This window comes from Rhodospirillaceae bacterium, from assembly GCA_016712715.1.
In the GTDB taxonomy this organism is placed as follows: Bacteria; Pseudomonadota; Alphaproteobacteria; order Dongiales; family Dongiaceae; genus Dongia.
The window spans coordinates 31,926-56,711 of sequence record JADJQM010000002.1; the positions used below are offsets into that span (position 1 = coordinate 31,926).

Annotated in this window: 15 protein-coding genes and 2 pseudogenes; 9 read left to right on the forward strand and 8 right to left on the reverse strand. The window is 63.5% G+C overall.

Annotation, left to right across the window (positions count from 1 at the left end; all coding sequences use genetic code 11):
• Position 1: 1 nt before the first annotated feature.
• Complete coding sequence (locus IPK59_10890; GenBank protein MBK8159235.1) at positions 2-1,708, reverse strand: SulP family inorganic anion transporter; 1,707 nt, start codon at positions 1,706-1,708, stop codon at positions 2-4.
• A gap of 111 nt (positions 1,709-1,819) precedes the next feature.
• Positions 1,820-2,521 carry a YafY family transcriptional regulator gene (locus tag IPK59_10895; protein MBK8159236.1) on the reverse strand — a complete coding sequence of 234 codons (702 nt, stop codon included), beginning with the start codon at positions 2,519-2,521 and terminating at the stop codon, positions 1,820-1,822.
• 184 nt (positions 2,522-2,705) lie between these two features.
• On the opposite strand from IPK59_10895, the gene IPK59_10900 reads away from it, so the two are divergent.
• Both IPK59_10900 and uvrB read left to right on the forward strand, forming a co-directional pair.
• Positions 2,706-3,368, forward strand: coding sequence for a glutathione S-transferase family protein (locus tag IPK59_10900; GenBank protein MBK8159237.1), 663 nt, complete (start codon positions 2,706-2,708; stop codon positions 3,366-3,368).
• Positions 3,369-3,506: 138 nt separating this feature from the next.
• Positions 3,507-5,630, forward strand: coding sequence for an excinuclease ABC subunit UvrB (gene uvrB, locus IPK59_10905; GenBank protein ID MBK8159238.1), 2,124 nt, complete (start codon positions 3,507-3,509; stop codon positions 5,628-5,630).
• A 16-nt stretch (positions 5,631-5,646) separates the two neighbouring features.
• Here the strand turns inward: uvrB and IPK59_10910 are convergent, their stop codons facing one another.
• From IPK59_10910 to ettA, 4 genes and pseudogenes are all read right to left on the reverse strand, one after another.
• The gene (locus tag IPK59_10910; protein MBK8159239.1) at positions 5,647-6,729 is read right to left on the reverse strand and encodes an ABC transporter permease; all 1,083 of its coding nucleotides are present in this window, start codon (positions 6,727-6,729) and stop codon (positions 5,647-5,649) included.
• Positions 6,730-6,792: 63 nt separating this feature from the next.
• Positions 6,793-9,533, reverse strand: a pseudogene (rbbA, locus tag IPK59_10915) (ribosome-associated ATPase/putative transporter RbbA).
• Entirely contained in the window at positions 9,530-10,570 is a 1,041-nt protein-coding gene (locus tag IPK59_10920) for an HlyD family efflux transporter periplasmic adaptor subunit (protein ID MBK8159240.1), read from the reverse strand. Before IPK59_10920 ends, rbbA begins: the two are co-directional and overlap by 4 nt.
• A 106-nt stretch (positions 10,571-10,676) precedes the next feature.
• A pseudogene (gene ettA / locus IPK59_10925) lies at positions 10,677-12,354 on the reverse strand (energy-dependent translational throttle protein EttA).
• A 206-nt stretch (positions 12,355-12,560) separates the two neighbouring features.
• Here ettA and IPK59_10930 point away from each other — a divergent pair.
• From IPK59_10930 to IPK59_10950, 5 genes are all read left to right on the forward strand, one after another.
• Positions 12,561-13,460 carry a hypothetical protein gene (locus IPK59_10930; GenBank protein ID MBK8159241.1) on the forward strand — a complete coding sequence of 300 codons (900 nt, stop codon included), beginning with the start codon at positions 12,561-12,563 and terminating at the stop codon, positions 13,458-13,460.
• 96 nt (positions 13,461-13,556) lie between these two features.
• Positions 13,557-14,462 carry a DMT family transporter gene (locus IPK59_10935; protein ID MBK8159242.1) on the forward strand — a complete coding sequence of 302 codons (906 nt, stop codon included), beginning with the start codon at positions 13,557-13,559 and terminating at the stop codon, positions 14,460-14,462.
• A 75-nt stretch (positions 14,463-14,537) separates the two neighbouring features.
• Positions 14,538-16,109: a helix-turn-helix domain-containing protein gene (locus IPK59_10940; GenBank protein ID MBK8159243.1), complete on the forward strand. Its 1,572-nt coding sequence runs from the start codon at positions 14,538-14,540 to the stop codon at positions 16,107-16,109.
• Positions 16,069-16,623: a methylated-DNA--[protein]-cysteine S-methyltransferase gene (ogt, locus tag IPK59_10945; GenBank protein MBK8159244.1), complete on the forward strand. Its 555-nt coding sequence runs from the start codon at positions 16,069-16,071 to the stop codon at positions 16,621-16,623. Before IPK59_10940 ends, ogt begins: the two co-directional genes overlap by 41 nt.
• Positions 16,624-16,653: 30 nt before the next feature.
• The gene (locus IPK59_10950) at positions 16,654-17,466 is read left to right on the forward strand and encodes an isocitrate lyase/phosphoenolpyruvate mutase family protein (GenBank protein ID MBK8159245.1); all 813 of its coding nucleotides are present in this window, start codon (positions 16,654-16,656) and stop codon (positions 17,464-17,466) included.
• A 122-nt stretch (positions 17,467-17,588) separates the two neighbouring features.
• Here the strand turns inward: IPK59_10950 and IPK59_10955 are convergent, their stop codons facing one another.
• The gene (locus tag IPK59_10955) at positions 17,589-19,259 is read right to left on the reverse strand and encodes an MHS family MFS transporter (GenBank protein MBK8159246.1); all 1,671 of its coding nucleotides are present in this window, start codon (positions 19,257-19,259) and stop codon (positions 17,589-17,591) included.
• A 239-nt stretch (positions 19,260-19,498) separates the two neighbouring features.
• Between IPK59_10955 and IPK59_10960 the strand changes: the two genes are divergently transcribed.
• Entirely contained in the window at positions 19,499-23,257 is a 3,759-nt protein-coding gene (locus IPK59_10960; protein MBK8159247.1) for a PAS domain-containing protein, read from the forward strand.
• Here IPK59_10960 and IPK59_10965 read toward each other — a convergent pair.
• Positions 23,223-23,573 (reverse strand): hypothetical protein, encoded by a 351-nt coding sequence (locus IPK59_10965; GenBank protein ID MBK8159248.1) that lies wholly within the window; start codon positions 23,571-23,573, stop codon positions 23,223-23,225. The two genes, IPK59_10960 and IPK59_10965, sit on opposite strands and share 35 nt — an antisense overlap.
• A 292-nt stretch (positions 23,574-23,865) precedes the next feature.
• On the opposite strand from IPK59_10965, the gene IPK59_10970 reads away from it, so the two are divergent.
• Entirely contained in the window at positions 23,866-24,744 is an 879-nt protein-coding gene (locus tag IPK59_10970) for a sugar phosphate isomerase/epimerase (GenBank protein MBK8159249.1), read from the forward strand.
• Positions 24,745-24,786: the final 42 nt, after the last annotated feature.

Here is a 24,786-nt window from a genome sequence, read left to right on the forward strand (position 1 = left end):
ACTACGGCTTCGCGTCCTCGGCAATCGCCGCATGCGCGGCAGCGACGGCGGCCTTGAGATCGGCTGCAAAGAGCACCAGCGGTCGCTTCACGCCGAGAACTTTCAACGAGTGCCGCACTTTGGCGTCCGCCGCGGCGATGATGATGTGGGCGCCACGTTTGTGGGCCTTGTGGACGAAGGCTTCGATCGTGGCGGCAGCGGTGGAATCGAGGATCGGCACCGCGGCAAAATCGAAAATCACCGCCTTGGGCTGCTCGCCGATCCGGTCGAGGGCCGCAGCGACGCTGGCCGCTGCACCAAAGAAGAAGGCGCCGGAGATGCGGCAGATGACGATGTCCCGGTCGCCCGCCTGGCCCGGATCGTAGCGCTTGCGCCCCTCGCCTGGCTGGAAATCTGCCTGATCCTCGTTGTGGTAGGAGGTGGCCGTCGCCACGGCTTCGGCCATGCGATGCAGCATGAGAAGCGCCGAGAGGCAGAAGCCGGTCAGGATGCCGTTGATGAGGTCGCTGAAGATGATGACAAGGAAAGTCGCCATCAGCACCACCGCATCAGCGCGTGATGCCCACAACAGAACCGCGAAGGCCGGCTTCTCCGCCATGTTCCAGGCGACCGTCGCCAGCACGGCGGCAAGGGCCGCCAGCGGGATGTAGGAGGCAAGGGGAGCTGCCAGCAGCATGAAGGCCAACAGGAACAGCGCATGCAACATGCCGGCCACTGGCCCGCGCGCGCCGGCGCGGACATTGGTGGCGGTGCGGGCGATGGTGCCGGTGACGCAGATTCCGCCGAACAGGGACGAGGCGATGTTGGCCACCCCCTGCGCCACCAGCTCGCAATTCGAGCGATGCCGCCGCCCGGTCATGCTGTCGGCGACGACGGCCGAGAGCAGGCTCTCGATGCTGCCCAGCAAGGCAAAGGAAAGCGCCGAGGGCAGCATCTCGACCACCTTGTCATAACTGATCGGCGGCAATTGCGGCCAGGGCAGGACATGTGGGATTCCGCCAAAGCGCGTCCCGATCGTTTCGACCGGCAGACCGAGCAGGGCCGCCCCCAATGACGCCGCGCTGACGCCGATGAGGAGGCCAGGCCAGCGCGGCCGATAACGGCGGATGCCGACGATGAGGAGGATGGTGAGCAGCGCCAGCGCGCAGGCCGCGGCATTGACGCTGGGCAAGGCCAGCGCCAGGGCCGGCACCTTGTGGATCAATTCGCCGGGTTCGCCCCCCGGCAAGCTGAGACCCAGGAGATCCTTGATCTGGCTGGCGAAGATGATGACCGCGATGCCCGCCGTGAAACCCACGGTGACCGGATAGGGGATGTATTTGACGAAGGTCCCCAATCGCAACAGGCCGGTGGCGAGCAGGATGATGCCGGAGAGCAGCACGGCGAGGATCAGCCCGTCGATGCCATGTGCCGTGACGGTGGCCGCGACGAGCACGATGAAGGCGCCTGCCGGCCCGCCGATCTGGAACCGGCTGCCACCCAGGGCCGAGATGATGAAGCCGCCGATGATCGCGGTATAGAGGCCGCGATCCGGTGTCACCCCGGACGCCACCGCGATTGCCATGGAAAGCGGCAAGGCGACGATGGCGACCGTCAGGCCCGCAATGGCATCCGTCCTGACATCCGCCAGGCGGTAGCCTTCGCGCAGCACTGTCACCAGTTTCGGGGTGAACAACTCGACAAAGCTGGGCTGATGAACCGTATTCAAGGGCGGCTTTCGCTCCAAAACGACGCGTGCAACTGGATGAACAGGCCTGAACTGTATCTACAGTTATTTGGTGTTGAAGGTGGGTGTCAAACTGCATCCTGTCACAGGGCCTCAGTCGGCCGGTTTCTCCCGCGCATGCTTTTGCGTCTTGCGCCATTTGACGCGCAGGACCGAGGGCCGCTCGGGCACCCGATCCACCAACACCTCGACCGCGTGAATGCGGTCGGTGCGGAAGTGGCGGAAGTCGCCGCGCAGCTCGCACCAGGCCACCAGCATGCGCACGGTTTCGAGATAACCGATGGTCACCGGCCAGACCGTGCGGTTGGTGGCGCGGCCCAGCTCGTCGCGATAATCGAGCACGACCTTGTGGCCGCTATGGATGGCAGCCCGGATGGGTGCCACATCGACCAGGTCCGGCGGCATCTGGCGGTTGCTGGAGGTAAGGCTCGCGGGATCAAGCACGATCGGCCGGAGGCGCTCCGGCACGGCGGCGGCGATCTTGGCGATGAGGTCCTGGGCGGCCCGGACCAGGGCCGGGTCGCCCCGCCCCGTGACCCATTGCGCCCCCAGCACGGCCGCCTCGATTTCGTCGGCGGTGAGCATCAGGGGCGGCAGGTCATACCCACCCTCCAGCACATATCCCACCCCCGCCTCGCCCCGGATCGGCACGCGCTGGGCCATCAGGGTGGCAATATCCCGGTAGATCGAGCGTTTTGAGGTCTCCAACTCGGCGGCGATGGCATCGGCGGTCAGCGGCCGCCGGTGCCGCCGCAGGATCTGGATGATCTGGAAGAGCCTGTCCGCCCGCCGCATGTTCTTACTTTTTTCTCGTAAACCCACCGACTGCTGACAGTAGGCTGGCAGCAGGGTGGCAGTAAAGGTCTGGGCATCGCAACGCCGATCCCAAAGGAAGCCGCCATGCTTGAAACCAACCACCCCCATCACCCTGTTCGGCTTCGGCCCCGCCTTCGACCTGCCCGACGCCAGCCCCTATGTCATGAAGACGGAAACGCAGCTCATGATGGCCGGCCTGCCCTACGAAAAGGACCTTACCGGCTTTGACAAGGCGCCCAAGGGCAAGCTGCCCTATATCCGGGACGGCGAGCTTGTGATCGCCGATTCAACCTTCATCCGCCAGCATATCGAATGGTCTTATGGCGTCGATTTCGACGCCGGGCTCGACGTGCAGCAGCGCGCCACGGCCTGGGCGGTCGAACGCATGATCGAGGATCATCTGGGCTGGGCGGCGCTCAAGGTGCGCTGGCTCGATCCGGTCAATTTTGCTAAGGGGCTGGCTCAGTTCTTTGACCGGGTTCCGGAAGAGATCCGCGAAAAGGTGAAAGCCGACACGCTGACCGAGATCGCCAGGCGCCTTCACGGTCACGGGCTTGGCCGCCATTCGGACGAGGATATCCTGTTCCTCGGCACCCGCTCGCTTTACAGCCTGTCGCAGATCCTGGGCGACAAGCCGTATCTCATGGGCAACGAGCCCTGCGGCACGGACGCCACGGCCTTCGGCATGCTGACCCATGTCATGGCGCCGTTCTTCGACACGGATCTGCGCAAGGCGGCGGAATCCCATGCCAACCTGCGGCCTTATGTGGATCGCATGATGGCGCGGTTCTATCCCCGGCATCTCGAGGCACGACAGGCGGCGTGAGGCCCTTGCGGGACGGGGAGGCGGAGATCATATCTCTACCTCTCTTTCCCTCTTTGTTCTATAACCGGCCCCATGAAACCACTGCAATCAGACCCCGTCATCGAGGAACGCGCGATCGGCGCCGCCGAGCAGCTGCCGATGAAGCCGTTCAAGCTCGTCTCGGATTATGTCCCGGCCGGTGACCAGCCGCAGGCGATCAAGGAACTGATCGAGGGCGTCAACGCCCATGAGCGCGACCAGGTGCTGCTCGGCGTCACCGGGTCGGGCAAGACCTTCACCATCGCCCATGTCATTCAGGCGGTGCAGCGCCCGGCTTTGGTGCTGGCGCCCAACAAGACATTGGCAGCGCAGCTTTACGGTGAGATGCGGAGCTTCTTCCCGGAAAACGCAGTCGAATACTTCGTCAGTTATTACGACTACTACCAGCCCGAAGCCTATGTCCCGCGCACCGACACCTATATCGAGAAGGAGAGCTCGCTCAACGAGCAGATCGACCGCATGCGTCACTCGGCGACGCGGGCGCTGTTCGAGCGGCGCGACGTGATCATCGTCGCATCCGTCTCCTGCATCTACGGCATCGGCGCGCCGGAAACCTATTCCACCATGACCATCACGCTGAAGCCCGGTGACAGTATCGACTTCAACGGGCTGGTGCGGCGCCTCATCGAGCTTCAATACAAGCGCAACGAGACCGCTTTCTTCCGCGGCACCTTCCGGATCAAGGGCGATATCCTGGAACTCTTCCCCGCCCATTTGGAAGACCGCGCCTGGCGCCTTTCCTTGTTCGGCGAGGAGATCGAGAGCATCGTCGAGTTCGACCCGCTCACCGGGCAGAAGATCACCGAACTGGCCGAAATCAAGATCTACGCCAACAGCCATTATGTGACACCGAAGCCCACCCTGCAGCAGGCCGTGAAGCTCATTCGCGAAGAGCTGAAGGTCCGCCTCAAGGAATTCAACGAGCAGGGCAAGCTGCTGGAAGCACAGCGGCTGGAGCAGCGCGTCAATTTCGACATGGAGATGATCGAGGCCACGGGTGTCTGTGCCGGCATCGAGAACTACTCGCGCTATCTGACCGGCCGCAACCCTGGCGAGCCGCCGCCGACCTTGTTCGAATACCTGCCCAGTGACGCGCTCCTCATCGCCGATGAAAGTCATGTCTCGATTCCGCAGATCGGCGGGATGTTCAAGGGCGACTGGCACAGGAAATCGACGCTTTCCGAATACGGATTCCGCCTGCCCTCCTGCACCGACAACCGGCCGCTGAAGTTCGAGGAATGGGAACAGATGCGCCCGCAGACCATCGAGGTCTCGGCGACACCCGGTAAATGGGAGCTGGAGCAGACCGGCGGCGCCTTTATCGAACAGGTCATCCGACCGACCGGCCTCATCGATCCCGTCTGCATCATCCGCCCGACCGAGACGCAGGTCGACGATGTCACCGCCGAGTGCAAGGAGTGTGCCCGCAAGGGCCAGCGGGTCCTCATCACCACGCTCACCAAGCGCATGGCGGAGGATTTGACCGAATACCTGCATGAAGCGGGTGTGCGCGTGCGCTACATCCATTCCGATGTCGAGACGCTGGAGCGGATCGAGATCATCCGTGATCTGCGGCTTGGTGCCTTCGACGTGCTGGTCGGCATCAACCTGCTGCGCGAAGGGCTCGACATTCCGGAATGTGCGCTGGTCTGCATCCTGGACGCCGACAAGGAGGGCTTCCTGCGCTCGCGCACCAGCCTGGTCCAGACCATCGGCCGCGCCGCCCGCAACATCGACGGTCGCGTTCTGCTCTATGCCGACAAGATGACCGACAGCCTGGAATATGCGCTGGCCGAAACCAACCGTCGGCGTGAGAAGCAGCAGGCCTACAACGCGGCCAACGGGATCACGCCGGAATCGGTGCGCAAGAATATCGGCGACATCATGGGGTCGGTCTATGAATCCGACCATGTCACGGTCGATACCGGCATCCTCGGCGACAAGCATCTGCTCGGGCACAATCTGAAGGCGACCCTTGCCGAGCTGGAGAAGAAAATGCGTGCCGCCGCCGGCAATCTCGAATTCGAGGAAGCCGCCCGCTACCGCGATGAGATCAAGCGGCTGGAAGCGATCGACCTTGAGATTCCGATCACGACCAGCGGGATCAAGGGCGGCCTTGATGCCGCCGGCAAGCCACTTCCGGAACGTCCGCGCGCGCGCTCGACTGCCGGCCGGCCGGGTGAATCATCAAAGTTCAAGGACAAGGCAAAGCGGCGCAAATAGCCTGGCCGGCAGCGACCTAGCTCTGGCGCGCCAGCATCGCCTTGAAGCGGTGGAGCGCCAGAGCGAGGAAAATGGCGCCCTGCACCGCCACCAGCAGCATCTGCGGCCAGATGATGTCGGCCCCGGCACCGCGATAGAGCACGGCCTGGGACGCCGCCACGAAATGCGTTGAAGGCAGCGCCTTCATGACGAGCTGAAAAAACTCGGGCATGGATTCGATCGGCGTGGTGGCGCCGGACAGGAGATTCATCACCACGAAGCAGGGAATCGCCATCATCGCGAATTGCGGCATCGAGTTGGCAAGCGTCGCCAGCAGCAGGCCCAGCGCTGTCGTGGCGAAGAGATAGATCGCCGCGGCGCACAGAAAGAGCGGGACCGATCCAAGGATGGGAACACCCAGCAGCATTTGCACCACGAAATGCAGTGAAAGCGCCACGGAAACGAGGATGACGAGCCCGTTGGCCCAGATCTTGGCGACGGCGATCTCACTGGCACTCACCGGCATGACCAGCAGGTGCTCGATCGTGCCGCGTTCGCGTTCGCGGATGACGGCGGCACCCACCAGGATGATGGAAAGGATCGTCACATTCTCCACCACCTGCATCACCGACATGAACCAGGTTGAATCGAGATTGGGATTGAAATAGGCGCGGATGACGACCTCGACCGGGACCAGGCTCGCCGTGCCGCTCTGGCCGAGGAATGCCGTGATCTCCCGATCGACGATACTGGTGATATAGCTGGTCCCGACACCGGCCTGGGTCATGGCCGTGGCGTCGACAGCCAGGCCGATCGTCGGTTCACGGCCGGCTGCCAGATCCGCCTCCATCCCCGGCGGCATGTCGAGCACAAAGGTAAACTGGCCGCGATCGAGGCCGGCATCGACCACGCTGCGGTCGATCAATTGCGGCCGCAGGAAGTAAGGCGGCTGCAGCGCCTCGATGATGCGGCGCGAAAGCTGCGACCCGTCACCGTCGACCACCGCGATGGCGGCGTTCCGTACCTCGGTGCGGACACCATGCGCCACGGAATAGATCGAGAAGGTGAAGGAGAAGATCATCAACCCGAGGAGTACGGGATCCCGCGCCAGCGAGACCATTTCCTTCAGGCCCAGGCGATAGACATTTTGGATCCAGCGCAACGTGGCTCCCTTGCTCACGGCTCAGCGCTCCTGCTTCGAGACGCAGAGGCGCGCCAGGACAAGGAAGATGATGCCGAAGGCCGCCAAGGCGAGATATTCATTGGTGAAGGCCGTGAAGCCCAGCCCCTTGGTGAAAACGCCGAGGCTCACCGTCTGGTACCAGGAGGCGGGGAAGCCAAGCCCGATCCACTTCGCGGCACCTTCCAGGGTCGACGTCGGATACATGAGGCCCGAGAAATTGACCGCCGGAATGATCGAGAGGATCGCCGCTGCGAAAATGGCCGCCACCTGGCTCGAACAGAAGGCCGAGATAAGCAGGCCAAAGCCGGTCGCGGCGACCTGATAAAGCGGCACGGCCAAGGCGAGGGCCAGCAGGCTGCCCTTGGGATAGATGCCGAAGACCGGGATAGCGAGGAGCGACATCAGCAGGAAGGCAATGCAGCCGACGCCAATATAAGGCAGCTGCTTGCCGATGAGATACTCGCCGATGCCGGCCGGCGAGGCATAGAGATTGGCGATGGTGCCGAGTTCCTTCTCGCGCACGACACCGAGCGCCGTCAGCATCGAGGGGATCAGAATCAGCAGCAGCATCATCACGCCGGGCACCATGGCAACGACACTCTTGAAATCCTGGTTGTAGCGGAAACGCGGCACCAGTTCGTAGGACGTTGGGTCGGGAAACTTGCCGATGGTCTGGCGCGCGCGTTCCATCGCCTGTTTGAGGGCGATGCCCTGCACATAGCCCCGCGCCGTCTCGCCACGGAAGGGAAAGCTGCCATCGATGAAGACGCCGATCTGCGGCCGACGACCCTGCAACAGGTCGCGGCCGAAATCCGGCGGCACCTCGATCGCCACCTGCACGTCGCCCGAGCGCAGGCGCTGGTCGAGATCGTTGAAATCCGCGATCGGCGGCGTTTCGGTGAAGTAAGGCGACCCACCGAATCCTTCCATCAGGGACCGGCTTTCCAGCGAGCGGTCGCGGTCGAGCACGGCATAGCGCAGATCCTCGACATCGAAGGACATGCCGAAGCCGAAACAGACCATGAGAAAGAGCGGCGCCAGCAGGGCGAAGGCGAGGCGGATGGTATCGCGCCGCAGTTCCAGTGTCTCGCGCTTGGCAAACACCAGGATGCGTCGCAACGCGTTCGCCGTCGGGCGCATGGGTTCGGCCGTCGCTGCGGCAGCAATGGGTGCTGGCGCCCGCACTGTGACACCTTCATCCGCCTCAATGAGCTTGACGAAGGCCGTCTCCAGGTCGCCCTCGCCATATTGTGCGGCAAGTGCAGATGGCGCGCCAACCGCCAGTGTTCGGCCGCGATGCATGAAGGAAATGCGATCGCAGCGCGCTGCTTCGTTCATGAAATGGGTGGAAACGAAAACCGTGACACCTTCGTCGCGCGCAAGATGACCGATCTGATGCCAGAAGGCATCGCGCGCCTCAGGATCGACGCCGGAGGTCGGTTCGTCGAGGATGAGGATTCGCGGCTTGTGCAGGCAGGCTGCCGCCAATTGCAGGCGCTGGCGTTGCCCGAGAGAGAGATCCCGCGGCAGGCGATCCGCGATCGCCTCGAGATCGAAGCGCTTCAGGGAATCGCCGATGCGCGCCGCCAGTTCCGCGCGTGGCACCTGGTAGAGCCTCGCATGGAGATCAAGATTGGCGCGGACCGATAGCTCCTCATAAAGCGAGAAGCTCTGCGACATATAGCCGATCTTGAGCCGCGATTGCCGATCCTGGGCCGCCACGGGTTGCCCGAGCAGGCTGGCCGTGCCGCTGCTGGCCGGCAGCAAGCCCGTCAGCATCTTCATCGTCGTTGTCTTGCCGCAGCCATTCGAGCCGAGGAAGCCGAAAATCTCGCCGGTCTCGATCCGGAAGCTGACCTTGTCGACCGCCACGAAATCGCCGAAACGGCAGGTCAGTTCCTCGGCTTCGATCGCCGGTGGCCCCTCCTGATGCGGCCGTGGCGGCAGAACGCCCTCGCTGGCAACAGGTACTGCTGTTGACAGGCCGGCACGTCGACGCAAGGTGACGAACGCCTCCTCCAAGGTCGCGGCACCCGCTTCCGCCAACACCTGTGGTGTCGGCCCTGCGGCCAGCAACTGGCCCGCATCGATGGCGATGAGATGCGCAAAGCGCGCGGCCTCCTCCATATAGGCGGTGGCGGTGATGAGGGTGAGGCCCGGCCGCTCGGCGCGGATTTCGTCGATGAGATGCCAGAACTGGCGGCGCGAGAGGGGTCGACCCCGGTGGTCGGCTCATCCAGAATGAGCAGATCGGGATCGTGAATGAGGGCGCAGCAGAGGCCGAGCTTCTGCTTCATGCCGCCGGAGAGCTTGCCGGCCGGCCGGTCCGGGAAGGGGTCGAGGCCGGTCGCATAGAGCAGCCGCTCGCGCCGCGCCGTCGCCGCCGCTCCGTGCAGGCCGAAGAGTCCGGCGAAGAAATCGATGTTCTCGACGACGGAAAGGGTTGGATAGAGATTCTTGCCGAGCCCCTGCGGCATATAGGCGATGCGCTCGGCGATGGCATTGCGATGGCGTCTTTTGCGCATATCGCCGCCCAGCACGTCGATGTCGCCCTGCTGGATGCGGCGTGTCCCGGCGATGAGCGAGAGCAGCGTCGACTTGCCGACCCCGTCCGGCCCGATGATCGCCGCGGTGCTGCCCTGCGGGATCTCGAAGCTGATATCCTGAAGGGCGAAATGCCGATTGTTGCGGTGCTGGACGCCCCGCAGCCGAACGGCCGGCTCGGGTAGGTCCGCGGTCACGGGTTGGCGCTGCCCTGGGCCGCATCTGCCGGTGCCGTCGAGGATGCGCCATTGGATGGCGGCGGCAGTTTCGGCGTGAGGAAATCGGGCCAGGTGGCGGCCGCATCCACCTTGAGATAGGCATTGCCGGTGAGGCCAGCCTTCACATAGTCGCGGTACTTGACCAGCAGATCGTGATCGATCGCCACCTTGATCCGGTAGGTGAGCTTGTCGCGCTCGGTTTTTGTCTCGACGAATTTCGGCGTGAACTGCGCTTCCGCCGCGACGAAACTGACCCTGGCCGGAATGACGAATTCCGGTGCCGCGTCGAGCACGATGCGCGCTTCGGAATCGAGCCCGACACGGCCGGCAACGGCGGTCGGGAAGAACACCACCATATGCACATCGGCCAGATCAAGCAGGGTCGCCACCTGCCCGCCGGCCGCCAGCACTTCGCCGGCCTTTACCAGCCGATATTCGACACGGCCTTCGGTGGGTGCGCGCAGGGTCATGTCGGCGATGACCGTTCGCAGGCGCTCGACCCGTGCGGCCGCGGCAAGGAGGGCTGCCCGCGCATTCTCGACACCGGCCTCGGCACCCTTCAGTGCCGCCACGGCAACGTCGCGCTGGGCCTGCCGGCGCTCGACCTCCGCCACCGGACCGACGCTCTTCCTTTCCAGCGTGGTTGCGCGCTTCAACTCGATCTCGGCCAGTTCGAGATCCGCCTCGCGGATGCCGATTTCGGCCTGGGCCTGGCCGATGGCTTCCTTGGCCTGCCGCTCATTGGCTTGCGCCTCGGCAAGATCCGCCTTCAGCTCGGCGGTATCCATCTCGGCCACGACTTGGCCCTTGGCCACGATGTCGCCTTCATCGACCAGCATGGCGGCGACCCTGGCGGCATATTTGGTGGCGACCGCCACCCGTTCGACCTCGATCCGGCCATTGGCGACGGCAAAGCCAGCGAGCGCCGCCTCGCTCTGCCGTTCCTGCCAGAAGACATAGCCGGCGGCGGCACCGCCGAGGAGGACGAGGATGACAAGGATGGTCGTAAAGCGCATGGCAGAACCGCCAGTCTGAACTGATAAGTGGAGTCAGGAACCTGACCCCATCTTGTCATGCCCGGACCCCACGGCAAGCACCTTGATATGAATCAAGCCAGCCCGATCAGGCGCGAATGAGCGGCTTGTATTTGATCCGGTGTGGCTGATCGGCATCGGTGCCGAGGCGGCGATGGCGATCGACCTCGTAATCCTGGTAATTGCCCTCGAACCATTCGACATGGCTGTCGCCCTCGAACGCCAGCATATGCGTGGCGATGCGGTCGAGGAACCAGCGATCATGGCTGACTACGACTACGCAGCCGGCAAATTCCAGCAACGCTTCCTCGAGCGCGCGCAAGGTGTCGACATCGAGATCGTTGGTCGGTTCGTCGAGCAGCAGGACGTTGGCGCCGCCCTTGAGCATCTTGGCAAGATGCACGCGGTTGCGTTCACCGCCGGAGAGCTGGCCGACCTTCTTCTGCTGATCGGTGCCCTTGAAGTTGAAGCCCGCGACATAGGTGCGGCTCGGCATCTTGCGCTTGCCGAGTTCGATCTCGTCATGGCCGTCGGAAATTTCCTCCCACACGGTCTTGTTGGCGTTGAGGCTGTCGCGCGACTGGTCGATATAGCCGAGCTTCACCGTCTCGCCGACCTTGAAGGTGCCGCTGTCGGGCGTCTCCATGCCGGTGATCATGCGGAACAAGGTGGTCTTGCCGGCGCCGTTCGGGCCGATGACGCCGACGATGCCGCCGGGCGGCAGGCGGAAGGAGAGATCCTCGATCAGCAATTTGTCGCCGAAGCCCTTGTTGAGATGTTCTGCCTGGATGACCAGATCGCCGAGGCGCGGCCCCGCCGGAATATAGATCTGGGCCGTGTCCTGGCTTTTCTCGTTCTGCTGGGCGAGCAGCGTCTCATAGGCCGTGACGCGAGCCTTGGACTTCGCCTGGCGAGCCTTCGGCCCCTGGCGGATCCATTCCAATTCGCGGTCGAGGGTGCGCTGGCGCGAGCTTTCGGTCTTCGATTCCTGCTCCAGGCGCTTCGACTTCTGTTCCAGCCAGCCGGAGTAATTGCCTTCGAACGGAATGGCCTGGCCGCGATCGAGCTCCAGGATCCAGCCGGCGACATTGTCGAGGAAGTAGCGGTCATGGGTCACGGCCACGACCATGCCCTTGTAGCCTTCCAGGAAATGTTCGAGCCAGGCGACCGATTCCCGCGTCGAGATGGTTGGTCGGTTCGTCGAGCAGCAGCATGTTGGGGTTGGAAAGCAGCAGGCGGCAGAGCGCCACGCGGCGGCGTTCACCACCCGACAACTTGGTTACATCGGAATCGGAGGGTGGGCAGCGCAGGGCATCCATCGCGATCTCGACCGTGCGCTGGATATCCCAGGCATCGGCGGCGTCGATCTTCTCCTGCAGCTCCGCCTGTTTCGCCAGCAGCGTGTCGAAATCGGCGTCGGGGTCGGCCATGGCATTGGAGACCGCCTCGAAATCCTCGAGCAGCTTTGCCGTGGCGCCGACACCTTCCATGACGTTGCCGAGCACGTCCTTCTTGGGATCGAGCTCCGGTTCCTGGGCGAGATAGCCGACCGTGACACCGTCCGCGGCCCAGGCCTCGCCGTTGAACTCCTTGTCGATGCCGGCCATCATCTTGAGGAGCGTCGATTTACCCGACCCGTTATGGCCGAGCACGCCGATCTTGGCGCCGGGCAGGAAGGACAGCCAGACATTGTCCAGGACCTTCTTGCCGCCCGGATAAGCCTTGGACAGGCCCTTCATCACGTAAATATATTGATACGCTGCCATTTTTTAGCTCCGACCCACTTGTTCCACCTGCCCGAATGAGGGCTTGGGCGTCTTCTTAGACGATTGGGGCGGTTGGCGGAAGGGGTGGCTCGGCTGCTGCCGCATTCGCCTTGCGCTCGTCAAAACTGCCTTTCTTCATACCTCCATGACGGATAGGTTGCCAAAATCCGATCTAAGTCGGCCATTTTCCCAATCGAGATCGCAGGATGAATGATCAAAACCAGGCGCATTTGGAAAGCGCGCGACCCGTACACCTGGGCAAACCCGTCGGCTTTCTGGATAGCCTGTTCAGAACCATCCTGTGGCCTGTAATGGCACCGATGAAATGGCTCGCCATTGCGCTTCCCGCCTTGGCCGTCACCATGCTGCTGAGCAGCCAGTTTCCAGGTGCGGCGGTGATCGGATCGCCACCGCCTAGAATCGGCGTCCTTTTTTCCTCACCGTTCACGGCTTTCACCTACCAAGGTTGGATGGGCCTTGGTGTTTGGCTCGTCACCGCCATGGTGGTTTCGACGGCTCTAGCATCGTGGTGCCTGGATGCAGCCACGCAAAAGCGCCTTTCTCTGGCGGCCTTGTTCATTTTCGGTATTTCGAAAGGTGTGCATTTTCTTGCCGGGGTGCTGCTTATCTCCCTGACGTTCGCGCCGACCTACCTGTTTGCCTTCGCCTTCGCCGTTGTGTTCGGAGACGGCTCGTTCGATATCGATTTGCATGAGCCCCGCACCTATGTCTGGTCCCTTCTGGTACTCGGGATGATTCCGGCTTTCTGGGCGTTGTTGCGACTGCTCATTCTCCCGCCCCTGGTAACCTTACGCGGCTGGCGCGGATCCCTGGGTCTCGCATGGCGCAGCACCAAGGGGTTCGCCTTCCGCTTTTTCTGTCATTTCATCGTTATGGTGGCGCTTGCCATTGCTTTCGTCTTGGTCGTCGTGATGGCGGGGCGCAGTTTCGATGACATCCTCGGCCTGCAGAACTTCATGATTCTGCTCGCAGGCACGAGCATCTTCATGTCTCTGCTGATAGCTCATTGGCTGACAATATTGATGGTCCTGCACATTCCGCGCAGCGTTCTTCGTGGTGATGACGACCAGATCGGCGTCTTTTAATCGACTTCACGCTACTTCTTCGATCCCGGGCTCGCTATCATTGCCTCGCAGATGGGCCCGGGAGCCATCTGCAAACTCAGATCAGCCGGAATAGCCATGCCCATCGATCGCCCCGCCCAAAAACCCCTCATCGGCATTGTTCTCATGCTGGCCGCCATGGCGGTGCTGCCGTTTCTCGACGTGGTCGCCAAGACGCTGGGCCAGCAGAGCGTGCCCGTGGTTCAGATCGTCTGGGCACGGCTGTTCTTCGGCATGTTGATCACCCTGCCGGTCGCCTGGAAAATTGTGGGGCTGAAGGGACTGACACCGGATCCCTTCTGGATGCACAGCCTGCGCGGCCTCTTTCTGTGCAGTGCCACTTTCTTCTTTTTCTGGGGCCTCAAATTCCTGCCCATCGCCGACACGCTGGCGATCTTCTTCGTGCAGCCGCTGATCGTCACCATGCTGTCGCCGGTCATGCTGGGCGAGAAGGTCGGTGTCAGGCGCTGGGCCGCCGTCGTCATCGGCTTCATCGGCACGCTGATCATCATCCGGCCCGGCTTCCAGGAATTCAACCCGGGCATGCTGATGGCGCTGGCCGCCGGCACGTCGCTTGCCATCTACATGCTGCTCACGCGCAAGATTTCCGGTCGCGCCAACGCCATGGTGACGACCTTCCACACCAATGTCGTGGGCGCCGTCATCACGACCATCGCCGTCCTGTTCTTCTGGCAGGCGCCCACCCTTGAACAATGGTTGCTGTTTCCCCTCCTCGGTCTTATCGCCACCATCGGCCATTCGCTGATCGTCAAGGCCTATGACCATGCCGAGGCCTCGTTGCTGGCACCGCTCGCCTATGCCGAGATGATCATGGCGGTTGTGGCCGGCTGGTATTTCTTCGGCGATTTCCCCGACCACTGGACCTTCCTCGGCGTCGCCATCCTCATCGCTTGCGCCATCTACATTTCCTACCGCGAACGAGTGCGCAAAGTACTGCCGGGCGTCTCCGCCGAGCATTCCTGACCATCCCAATCCGGGCATGATGACCATGTCCGAAAACCGCGAGCAGGCGCCAGCCTGGGATGGCATGATCGGCCGATGGAACAACTGGCCCCCGACCTCCCCGCCAGGGATCACGACGACAGGCCATCGCCGCCGCCCCTGTCGCTCGATCCCTTGGCCTGCTACCGGGCGCTTGCCGCGCGCGACCCCCGCTTCGATGGCAGGCTTTTTGTCGGCGTGACCTCGACCGGGATCTATTGCCGGCCGATCTGTCCGGCACCCAGCGCCAAGTTCAAGAATTGCCGGTTCTTCCCCTCGGCCGCGGCGGCCCAGGAAGCGGGCTTTCGTCCCTGCCTGCGCTGCCGGCCGGAAACCGCCCCCGATCTTGGCGCCTGGTCCGGCACCTCGAACACGGTGACGCGCGGCCTTGCCCTCATCGCCGAGGGCGCCCTCGATGGCGAGGGAGCAAGCGTCGAACAACTGGCGACCCGCCTGGGTCTGGGCGAGCGGCAATTGCGCCGCCTGTTCAACGAACATCTCGGCGCCTCGCCCATCGCGGTGGCGCAGACGCGCCGCATCCACTTCGCCAAGCAGCTGATCCACGACACGCGCCTGCCGATGGCGGAAATCGCCCTGGCCGCGGGCTTTGGCAGCGTACGCCGCTTCAACGAGACATTCCGGCAGCTTTACAAGCGACCACCCACGGCACTCCGCCGCAAATCGGTGACCGCCCTGGCGCAAGGCTCGGTCGCGGCTTCCGGTGTCGTCGTGCGATTGCGCTACCGGCCGCCTTATGACTGGCCGTTCATGCTGTCCTATCTCAAGGCACGCGCCATCGCCGGAATCGAGACCGTGACGCCGGACCGCTATGTCCGCAGCGTGGCACTCGACGGCAAGTTCGGCAGCGTCGAGATCGGCCATGATGCATCGGCAAGCTGCCTCATCGCCACGCTCCGCTTTCCCTGCGTGCGCGCGCTGCCGGCCATCATCGCCCGCATCCGCCGCGTCTTCGATCTCGGCGCCGACGTCGCCTTGATCGGTGCGCATCTAGCCCAGGATCCGCGCCTTCGACCCTTGATCGCGGCGCGTCCGGGCCTGCGCGCACCGGGTGGCTGGGACGGATTCGAACTCGCCATCCGCGCCATCCTTGGCCAGCAGGTGACGGTGACGGCCGGTCGCCAACTCGCTGCCAAACTCGTGGCGCTGTGCGGCAGCCAGCTGCCCGTGGCCGCCCGCGGGCCGGGCGATCTGGCGATGGCTTTCCCGACACCCGCGCAGATCGTCGGCGCGGATCTCACGACCCTCGGCATGCCCTCGGCGCGGCGGCGCACGCTCAGCGCCATGGCCGAGGCGGCCCTCGCCGATCCGGACCTGTTCCGCGCCGGCTTCAGGATGGACGACACCATCGCCAAGCTCTGCGCCATTCCAGGCATCGGCGATTGGACGGCGCAGTACATCGCCCTCCGCGTGGTGCGCGAGACCGATGCCTTTCCAGCGAGCGATATCGGGATCCTGCGCGGTGCGACCGATGCCGGCGGTGAGCGGCCGACGCCGAAACAATTGCTGCAGATGGCCGAACCGTGGCGGCCGTGGCGCGCCTATGCGGCACAGCATCTCTGGGCAGCCGATGAGGCAATCCTTGCCGCAAAGGAATCCATCCGTGCCTGAAAAGCTGAAGCTGCTGATCGATCGGATGGCGACACCGATTGGCGAGCTCGTTGTCATCGCTGACGAGAACGGCCGACTGAGGGCGGTGGATTGGTCCGATCATGAACCGCGCATGTTGACATTGCTGGCGCGCCATTGCGGCAGGGCCGGCTATACGCTTACCAGGCAGCCTGATCCGGGCGGGCTTTCGACGGCGCTCCGCGCCTATTTCAAGGGCGACCTTGGGGCCATCAATAAGCTCAAGGTCGAGACCGACGGTACTGATTTCCAGCGCGCCGTCTGGCGGCAATTGCGCCTTATCCCCTGCGGCAAGACGATTTCCTATGCCGACCTCGCCCAGCGCGTCGAGAAGCCCAAGGCAGTCCGCGCCGTGGGTCTCGCCAATGGCAGCAACCCGATCAGCATCGTGGTGCCATGCCACCGCGTGATCGGCTCCGATGGATCCCTCACCGGCTATGGTGGTGGCCTGCACCGTAAGCAATGGCTGCTTGAACACGAGCGCGCCATCGGCTGAAATCCAGCCCGACCGAAACAGGAGCCAACCATGCCGTCCCGCCCCGCAGCCGCCGCGATCTTTCATCAATTGCATCGCGGTCCCGAGATATTGAAGCTCGCCAACGCCTGGGACGCCGGTTCCGCCCGCGTGATCGAGGCGCAGGGCGCCAAGGCCATCGCCACGACCAGCGCCGGCTTTGCCTGGTCGCTGGGCTATCCGGATGGCGATGCCTTGCCGCTCGATGAACTCGTGCATGGCGTGACGCGGATCGCCCGCGCCATAGATGTACCCCTCACCGTCGACATGGAAAGCGGCTTCGGCCGCGACGCCGCCGCCGTGGGCGAATCCGTCGCCAAAATCATCGGTGCCGGTGCCGTCGGCCTCAACATCGAAGACGGCGCCAATCCGCCGGAGTTACTCGCGGCCAAGATCGCAGCGATCCGGAAAGTCGCCGCGCGCGAGGGCATCGACATCTTCATCAATGCGCGCATCGACGTTTATCTCTTCAAGCTGGCACCGGAGCCAGAGCGCGTCGCCGAATCCCTGCGCCGCGCCAGGATCTATCAGGATGCCGGTGCCAGCGGCATCTTCGTGCCCGCGATCGTCGCACCAGAGGAGATCAGGGCGGTTGCCGCCGCCCTTGAGCGGCCCTTGAACGTCCTCGCCTGGCCGGGCCTGCCGTCTGCAGCCGAGCTTGCCAAACTCGGCGTGAAGCGCCTGAGTGCCGGCTCCGGCATCGCCAAAGCCGTGTGGGGCCGAACGGCCGCCTTGGCGAAGTCCTTCCAGCAGGACGGCGTCTACGAGGCTCTGGCCGAAGGGGCCATGGATTCCGCCACCGCGAACGGCCTCTACAAGAAGTAGGGGCCTTCTGGACAAGAAGAGGGCCCTGCCTTGCGGCAGGGCGCCCCGGATAAGAAGAGGGCCCTGCCTTGCGGCAGGGCCCGGAGGGGGAAACTGGATCGCGTTTCGCGGTCGGTCGTCTGTTACCAGACTTCCATCCGGTGATCCTTCGTCTCGTGGATGAAGAAGATACCCACCACGAAGGTCATGGCTGCGATAGCGATCGGATACCAGAGGCCGTAATAGATGTCGCCGCTGGCTGCCACCATGGCGAAGCTGACCGTCGGCAGGAAGCCGCCGAACCAGCCGTTGCCGATGTGATAGGGCAGCGACATCGAGGTGTAGCGGATCTTGGTCGGGAACAGTTCGACCAGCATGGCGGCGATCGGGCCGTAGACCATCGTCACCAGGATGACCAGGTAGACCAACAGGACGGTCACCATCGTCTTGTTCATCTGCTCCGGATCAGCCTTGGCGGGATAGCCGGCCGCCGTCACTGCTGCCGTCATCGCCGCATTGAAGGCATCGGTCTTGGCCTTCATTTCCTCGGCCGGCAGACCAGCGCCTTCGAAGCTGTCGATCACGGTGTCGCCGATCTTGATCTGCGTCACAGTCCCGGCAGGCGCCGCTTCATTGGCATAGTTCACCGACCCCTTGGCGAGGAAGCTCTTGGCGATATCGCACGAGGTCAAGAACTTCGACGTACCCACGGGATTGAACTGGAACGAGCAGCTGTCCGGATCGGCCACCACGGTCACCGGTGCGGAAGCCTGGGCGGCTTCAAGCGCCGGGTTGGCATAGTGGGTGATCTGCTTGAAGACCGGGAAGTAGGTCAACACCGCGAGCGCACAGCCCGCCATGATGATCCGCTTGCGGCCGATCTTGTCGGAGAGCCAGCCGAACAGGATGAAGCAGGGCGTGCCGATGGCTAGCGACAGGGCAATCAGCAGATTGGCCGTGACCGCATCGACCTTGAGGCTCTGGGTGAGGAAGAACAGGGCGTAGAACTGACCCGTATACCACACCACGGCCTGACCGGCGGTGAGGCCGAACAGTGCCAGCAACACGATCTTGAGGTTGCTCCACTGGCCGAAGCTTTCGGTGAGTGGTGCTTTCGAGCCTTTGCCCTCGTCCTTCATCTTCTGGAAAGTCGGCGATTCACTGAGCTTCAAGCGGATCCAGACCGAGATCAGCAGCAGCAGCAGGGAGATCAGGAACGGGACGCGCCAGCCCCAATCTGCAAACGCTTCTTCGCCCAGGAAGTAGCGGCAGCCGAGAATGACCAGGAGCGAGAGGAACAGACCCAGGGTCGCGGTGGTCTGGATCCAGCTGGTGTGCAGGCCACGCTTGCCGGCCGGTGCGTGTTCGGCGACATAGGTCGCCGCACCACCATATTCACCACCCAGCGCCAGACCCTGCAGCAATCGCAGGCCAACGAGGATGATTGGTGCCGCGATACCGATCGAGGCATAGCTCGGCAACAGGCCGACGATGAAGGTGGAGATACCCATGATCGTGATGGTGATCAGGAAGGTGTATTTGCGCCCGACCAGATCGCCCAGGCGACCGAAGAAGACGGCGCCGAAGGGACGGACGGCAAAGCCCGCCGCAAAGGCCATCAACGCGAAGATGAAGGCCGCGGTCGGATTGACGCCGGAGAAGAACTGCTTGGAGATGATCGCAGCGAGCGATCCGTAAAGATAGAAATCATACCATTCGAACACGGTGCCGAGCGATGATGCAAAGACCACCATCTTTACATCGGCCGGCTCTTTCTTGCCGGCATTATCGGCCGAAGCGGCGACAGTTGACATGCTTGACTCTCCCCTCATGTTGCTGACCTCGCGCCGAATTCCCGGCATCTTTTTTGGGTCATCAGATTTCTCACCCGGCACATTCCCACCCAGTCAACGACTCGCGGCAGGCAAAGCTTGTGCACCGGATTCCAGTCTTTTTCTTATGCCCCTGAGCTGGCGAATTGACCCCAGACTTTGGTCGTAGCGACTTTTGGGCCAATGGACTTGCTGCTTAAGCCCATGCATTAATTGCCGGAATGTCGCAGAGCAGCCTCATACTCCTCCTCTCGCTGGCCTATCTCGGCCTGCTGTTCGTGATTGCCCATGCCGGCGAGCGGCACGCGATCAATTGGTCGCGTGGGCGGTTAGGGCCGCCCATCTATGCGCTGTCGCTGGCGATCTATTGTACATCCTGGACTTTCTATGGCTCGGTCGGCCGCGCCGTCAGCAATGGACTCGATTTCGCGCTGATCTATGTGGGGCCGGCCCTGGTCATCGTGCTGGCCTGGCCCGTCATGGCGCGCATTATTGCACTTGCGAAGCAGCAGAACGTAACCTCCATCGCCGACATCCTGGGAGCGCGCTATGGCCGCAGCCGGGCAGTGGCGGTTATCGCCACCTTGATCGCCGTCGTCGGCGCCATGCCTTATATCGCGCTGCAACTGCAGGCCGTCTCCTTCAGCTTCGAGGCACTCTCCGGCGAAATCGCCGGCGCCAGTCCGGCGGCATCCGCCCTCCATGTGCCGATCTGGCAGGACACAGCCCTCATCGTCACCTTGCTGATGGCGGCCTTCACCATCCTGTTCGGCGTCCGCCATGTCGAAGCCAGCGAACAGCATCGCGGCATGATGCTGGCCATCGCCATCGAAAGCCTGGTCAAGCTGTGCGCGCTGCTGGCGGGCGGCGTCTTCATCGTCTGGTCGGTTTTCGACGGTCCCGCCGCCTTGTTGAACGAGGCGCGCAGCATCCCGGCGGCCAGCCATATGCTCCACCCCGAGATCAACGCTAATTGGGCGGCCCTCACGGTGCTGTCCGGCTTTGCGTTCCTCTGTCTGCCACGGCAATTCCACGTGGCGGTGGTCGAACATGACCATCCTAAGAGCCTGCTGGCGGCGCGCTGGATGTTCCCGCTCTATCTCGTCGCCATCAACCTGTTTGTGGTGCCGATCGCGATGGCCGGCCTGGCCCGACTTGATGCCGGCCATGCGCCCGATTTTTACGTCCTCACCTTGCCGCTTTCCGCTGGTGCTGATTGGCTGACCGCCTTCATCTTTATCGGCGGCCTCTCGGCCGCGACCAGCATGGTCGCGGTCGCCTGCATGGCGCTGTCCGGCATGGTCGGCAACGAATTGGTGATGCCCTGGCTGCTGCGGCGCAGGCAGGAGGAAGGCGCCAATCTCGGCCAGCTCGGCCTCCTCGTGCGGCGCCTCGCCGTGGTCGCCATTCTGCTCGCCGCCTATGCCTATTACCGCACCATCGCCGGCCTGTTGCCGCTTGTCACGATCGGCCTCATCTCGTTCTGTGCGGTTGCCAATTTTGCGCCACCCCTGCTCATTGGCCTCTATTGGCGCCGCGCGCACCGCCATGGCGTGATCGCCGGCCTGCTGGGCGGCTTTGCCGTCTGGTTCTGGGCCATCCTGTGGCCGACAATCCAGCCCGGGCAGGCGTCGACGCTGCCGCCCTGGGGTCCGCTCGCCTATTTCGACCCGTTGTTGCGCGGATTCGTCGTCGGTATCGCCGTCAACATCGCCTTGCTGGTGGTGGGCTCGCTGCTGGCAAAGCCGATGGCCCGCGACCGGCAGCAGGCCGCGGCCTTTGTCGGCGATGGCGGTCCCAATGATCACAGCAAGCCGGTCTCGCCGGCCCGCAATGAACTCGATCAGTTGAAGGAACTGGCAGCGCGCTTCATCGGCAGCGAGCGCGCCGAGGAGGCGTTCCGCGAATTGAAGCTCTCCGGGGCAGCCGCGGTCGAGTTCACCGAGCGCCTGCTCTCCGGCACCATCGGCGCCGCCTCCGCCCGCGTCGTCGTGACGACGGCACGGCGCAAGGGCCTGTGGATGCTGGGCTCGATGCGCGAAATGTTGGACGAGGCCACGGCCGCGATCCGCTACAATGCCGACCTCCTGCGCCGCACGCTCGATCATATGGGCCTGGGCCTTGCCGTGTTCGACGCCACCGGCAAGCTCGAGGTCTGGAACGACCGCTTTGCCGATCTGAGCGGGCTGGAGCGCGATTCGCTGGCAATCGGCGTCAACATCGCCAACCTGCCCTCGCATATTCCCTCGCTGGCCGCCCTCCTCGATACCGGCCAGGTGGCGATGCGCGAAATCAAGCTGGCCGACGGTTCTGTCACGGAGTTGCGGGTCGATCCGCTGGCCGGCGGCGGCGTCATTGTCACCGCCAATGACGTCACAGCCCGCGTGCGGGCCGCCGAGGCCCTGCGCGACAGCGAAAGGCGCACCCGCATCGTCACCGACAATGTGCCCGTGCTGATCGCCTATATCGACCGCGACGAACATTACCGCTTCACCAACCGGCCCTATCAGGCCTCGCTGAAGGGCGGCGAAGGGGCAACCGAGGGCCGCCATGTCAGCGAGGTGCTGGGCCCGGCACGCTATCGGCAATTGAAGCCATACATCGACGCGGTCCTCGCCGGCGAGGAACAGGAATTCGAGATCGACTTCCCGACCAATGACGCCAAGATCGAAGTGGCGCGCGGCACCTACATCCCGCATTTTGACGAAAGCGGCCATGTGCTGGGCTTCTTCCTGCTCTATGTCGACATCACCGAACGCCGCCTGGCGGAAGAGGCATTGCGCAATGCCAATGAAGGGCTGGAGCGGCGCGTGGCGACCCGGACGGCCGAACTGGAAGCAGCCCGCGCCCGCGCCGAGGAAGCCAATATCGACAAAACGCGCTTTATCGCCGCCGCCAGCCATGATCTGCTGCAGCCCCTGCATGCCGCGCGCTTGTTCGTGGCGGCCTTGTCGGAACGCCATGTCGCCGATGAGCTGGTCGCGAAAGTCGACCTTGGCCTTTCTTCGGTCGAGGCACTGCTGGATGCGCTGCTCGACATCGCCAAGCTCGATGCCGGCGCCATCAAGCCGGAACCCCGCGCCATTCCGCTCGGGCCATTGCTGAAGTCCCTGACCGATGCCTTTGCACCACTGGCCGAACGCGCCGACATCGAACTGCGCATGGTGCCAAGCAAGGCCTGGGTGCGGACCGACCCCGCCTTGCTACGCCGCGTGCTGCAGAACTATCTGTCCAACGCGATCCGCTATGGGCGCGGCAATGACCGGAGGCCGCGCGTGCTGATGGGTTGCCGCCGTATCCCGACCGGCATCCGCATCGAGGTGCGCGACAACGGCCCGGGCATCGCCGCCAACCAGCAGGCCAATATCTATCAGGAGTTCATTCGCCTGAAGCCGGCCAGCGTCGGCGGCGAACGGGGTTTGGGCCTGGGTCTTGCCATCGTCGATCGCATCGCCCGCATGCTGGGTCATCCGCGCGGATTGGTCTCAGCGCCCGGCAAGGGCGCTGCCTTCACCATCGATCTGCCGCTCGCCATGGCCGATCCGGTCAGCCTCAAGGATGTGCAGCCGGATCTTGCCCGCACTGGGGCGCTCGCCCGCATGCCCTTCGTCATCTGCATCGATGACGAGGAACAGGTGCGCGAGGGCATGGAGGTTCTGCTGCAAAGCTGGGGCTGCGATGTGATCACCGCGGCCAGTGCGGATCTGGCGCTGCTGGCCTCTGCCGGCCGGACCGGGCCGCCGGACCTGCTGCTGATTGATCTTCATCTGGGTGACGAGCAGCCGGACGGCATCAACGAGATTGCCAAGCTGCGCGACGCCTGGGGCGACGACGTGCCGGCTGTACTCATCACAGCCAATCGCGATCCGATTGTGATGGCACGCGCCAAGGCGCTCAGCCTCGACGTGCTTCACAAACCGGTCAAGCCGGCGCGGTTGCGCGCCCTTATCGCCCAGCGGTCCCAGCGTTCCGTGGCGTAGCCGCCTGGCGCCGCATGTCGGCGATGACCGCCTCGATCTTGGCGTGGTTGCCGCTGCTGAGCTGGCCAAGTTGCTGGAACATGCCAGCGGCACTTGCCGCAAGCCGGGTGAAAAAGCCGCCGATCGCCGCGTGGCGCAGTTTCCGCGCCCGTTGCTGATAGAAGGCGACCATTTCCGGCGTTACCGGTACCGTTTCCGGCCGGTAATAGTCGGGCAGATAGGATTGTTCGCGGGGAGAGTGGGCCGGCCCGGCAGATGTACCGTGGGCAACATTCTGCCCGAGCCAACCATTTTCTTCGTCGTTATACGGCCACATGGAAGACCTCCAGGTAAGAGTGGATCTTCCTCCCGTGCTCCAATGGTCCAAGCCATCGGTTGCTGCACTGCAATACGGAGTATATGGCTTAGGGCGGCCTGTTTTCAATAATCATTTCGCATTGCAGCAATGCGAAAGCGAGAACCGACCTAAACGAAAATGGCGCTGTCCGGCGCTTTCCCGCATCAATCTTGCCCCCGGCCCCATCGCGCGCTGGTCAGGGCCCCTCTGCCGGGCTAATTTCGGTCATGGAATCAATAATTTGGCCTGAAATGGCGCGAGGAGAGACGGGATGAACAGGATCGGTGTCCACGCTTTGGTCTGGGTCGGTGGCTGGAGTCACGCTGAAGCCGCCCAGGCGATCGAGAAAACCGCGGCCCTGGGCTACGATATCATCGAAATTCCAGCCCTCGACCCCACCACCATCGATGCCGTTCATACCAGGCGCACGGCCGAGGCCAACAAGCTCGGCATCACGGTCTCGCTGGGCCTCGACGGCAGCGCCGATATCTCCAGTGAGGATCCGGACAAGATCAAGCGGGGTGAAAAACTGCTGCGCGACGCCCTCTCCGTCACCCGCGACATGGGCGCTACGCATATGTGCGGCATCCTCTATTCGGGCTTCATGAAATACGCGGATCCTACAACTGAGCGCGGCAAGGAAAACTCAGCCGAGGTACTGCGCAGGATCTGCGCCGAGGCTGCCCGAAGCAACATCACCATCGGCCTCGAAGTGGTGAACCGTTATGAGAGCAACGTCCTCAACACGGCGGCGCAGGCGGTCGATTTCTGCAATCGCATCGGCGCACCCAATGTGAAGGTGCATCTCGACACCTATCACATGAACATCGAGGAAGCCGATATCGAGCAGGCCATCGTCGATACCGGCGATTACCTCGGCTACTTCCATATCGGTGAATCGAATCGCGGCTATCTCGGCGCCGGCACGGTCGACTTCGACAAGATCTTCCGTGGTCTTGCACGTACGAACTACAAGGGTCCGATCACCTTCGAGAGCTTCTCCTCGACGGTCGTCAACAAGCAGCTCTCCGGCATCCTCGCCATCTGGCGCAATCTCTGGGAAGACAGCACCGACCTTGCAGCTCACGCCCACGCCTTCATCACCGCCAATCTCAAGGCAGCTCAGGAAGCGCAGAAGCGGCGGGGGTAACGTCCCAGATCGTCATGCCCGGGCCCCGTCGGCGCATGCCGA